The 2,716-nt window shown below is 73.2% G+C and carries 2 protein-coding genes; both read right to left on the bottom strand.

The features are described from left to right. On the bottom strand, positions 1 to 958 hold a 958-nt coding region (locus MXD58_RS28315; RefSeq protein ID WP_250611225.1), incomplete at its 3' end, for a M20 metallopeptidase family protein. 146 nt (positions 959 to 1,104) lie between these two features. Beyond that, a partial coding sequence (gene mctP, locus MXD58_RS28310) for a monocarboxylate uptake permease MctP (protein ID WP_250611223.1) occupies positions 1,105 to 2,716 on the bottom strand: 1,612 nt, incomplete at its 5' end.

Raw genomic sequence — 2,716 nt, 5'->3', positions numbered from 1 at the left:
GCGCCGCCGGAGCCGCGTGGTTGACCGTCGCGGGCCGCTCGGGCACGAACTCGACGTCCGCCCCGACGCCGTGCGCCGACGCGATGCCCGCCAGCAGCCGGCGGGCCTCCCGCTCCACCCGATGCCCGGTCTCGGGGGAGAACGTCCGCACGGTCGCCTCGAAGACGGCCTCGTCGGGGATCACGGTCCGGCGGGTTCCGGCCCGCAGTACCCCCACGGTGACCACCACCGGGTCGAACACGTCGAACCGGCGGGTCACCATGGTCTGCAGACCCAGCACCATCTCCGCGGCCACGGTGACGGGATCGGCCGCGCGGTGCGGCATCGACCCGTGCCCGCCCTCGCCGCGCACGGTGACCCGCAGCATCGCCGACGCCGAGGTGATCGCCCCCGCCCGGCCGCAGAACTGGGCGCGCGGCAGGGCCCCGGAGAACACGTGCAGCGCGTACGCCGCGGCGACCCGGGGGCCGGCCGCGTCCAGCACCCCCTCGTCGATCATGTGCTGGGCGCCCTCCCAGCCCTCCTCGCCCGGCTGGAACATGAACACGACATCACCGGGCAGCCGGTGGCGGCGCTCCGCCAGCAGCCGGGCGGCGCCGACCAGCATCGCCGTGTGCAGATCGTGGCCGCAGGCGTGCATGACACCCTCGACGGTCGAGGCGTGCGGGTGCGCGCTGGACTCCTGGACCGGCAGCGCGTCCATGTCGCCGCGCAGCAGCACCGCCGGCGCTCCACCGCCGCCCGCTCCACCGCCGCCCGCTGCGCCGCCACGCAGCACGGCGGTCACCGACCTGAGGCCCCGGCCGAGGGTGACCTCCAGCGGCAGGCCGTCGAGCGCGCGGAGCACCTTCTCCTGCGTGCGGGGGAGATCCAGCCCGATCTCCGGTTCGCGGTGCAGGCGGCGACGCAGCTCGACCAGGTCATCGGCCATGACCTGTGCGTCCTCGAGAACCGACATGCCCCTCCTCGCCGCCGCCCGCGGGCGGAAGACCCCGACCGCTGCACTCAGTGTGCGCGGCCGGGTGACGATCGTGGGGCGCCGGCCGTCGCCGACGGTGGACACCGCCCGCGTGCGCATCGACCGCATCGACCGCATCGACCGACCTAGGACGACGGGGCGGGCTCCGGCTGATCGGCGCGTGGCGAGGGCAGGGCCGTGCCTGCGGGCACGGCGGCGGTCTCGTCGGGGCCGTTCGCGACGCCACCCAGCCGAAGCAGCACGGTGCCGACGGCCGCGATGACGAGGTTGAGCGCGAACGCGGTCACGGCGATGTACCCGGCCCGGCCGAGGCCGGGCACGGTCGCCAGTGACCCGCCGAAGTGGTGGGCCAGCGGGCTGTGCTGCTCGTATGCCTGCCACGTCCCGTAGCCCATGCCGACCAGCCAGCCGGCGAGCAGCGCCCGGCGGTGCAGGCGCGGGCGCCACAGCCCGAGTGCCACCGCCGGAAACGTCTGCATGATCCACACTCCGCCAAGAAGCTGCAGGTTGATCGAGTTCTGCGTGTCCAGGCCGAGGACGAACACCAGCGCCCCCGCCTTGACCAGCAGGGATGCGACCTTCGAGACCTTGGCCTCCTCGGCCGCCGTCGCCGCCGGGCGCAGATGGCCGACGTAGATGGTGCGGGTGAACAGGTTCGCCGCGGCGATCGACATGATCGCGGCCGGGACCAGCGCGCCGACGGCGATCGCGGCGAACGCGACACCGGCGAACCAGGGCGGGAACTCCTGGTCGAACAGCAGCGGTATCGCCAGACGCGGGTTGGTCGTGTGCACGCCGGCGGCGATCGCCACGTAGCCGAGCAGGGCGAGGAAGGCGAGCAGCAGCGTGTAGAGCGGCAGCACCGCGGTGTTGCGGCGGATGACCTCCCGGGAGCGGGTCGCCAGCACCCCGGTGATCGCGTGCGGGTACATGAACAGTGCCATCGCCGAGCCGAGCGCGAGGGTCCCGTAGGCGAGGAAGTCCTTCGGCCCGGGGATGAACACCGCGCTCGGGTGCCGGCCGGCCGCGGTGGCCGTGGCGTTCGCGGCGTCGAACTTGCCCTCGGCCGCGTCGAAGACCGCGCCGAACCCGCCGACCCGGTGCGGGATGACGATGATCGCGACCACGACCACGAGGTAGATGAGTGTGTCCTTGGCGAACGCGATGAGTGCCGGCGCCCGCAGGCCCGCCGTGTAGGTGCACACCGCGAGCACGCCGAAGGCGATGATCACCGGTAGGTCGCGGACGAACGCGTTGCCGCTGCCCGTCCCGACGCCCATCACCTCCAGCACCGCCTGCAGGCCGACGAGCTGCAGGGCGATGTAGGGCATGGTCGCCAGGATTCCGGTGACGGCGACGGCGAGCGCGAGCGAACGCGAACCGTAGCGGCCGCGGACCAGATCGGCCGGGGTGACGTAGCCGTGCCGGTGCGAGAGCGACCACAGCCGCGGCATCAGGACGAACACCACCGGCCAGACCATCGTGGTGTACGCGACGGCGTACCACCCGGACACCGCGCCCGCCGCGTACATCGCTCCCGGCACCGCGACGAACGTGTACGCGGTGAAGATGTCGCCACCGATGAGGAACCACGCGACGAACCCGCCGAACCCGCGCCCGGCGAGCCCCCAGTCGTCCAGGCTGGCCAGCGCCCCCGTGCCGCCGCGGCTTAGGGGGACCACGGTGGTCGTTCTGCGTCGTTCGGCGCCCGTTTTGTCTACACCAACCGAGCACATC

Origin of the sequence: Frankia sp. AgKG'84/4, assembly GCF_023242965.2 — a bacterium.
Lineage (GTDB): Bacteria > Actinomycetota > Actinomycetes > Frankiales > Frankiaceae > Frankia.
Note: the sequence above shows the minus strand (reverse complement) of the source record. Positions and strands in the feature narration are given on the sequence as shown.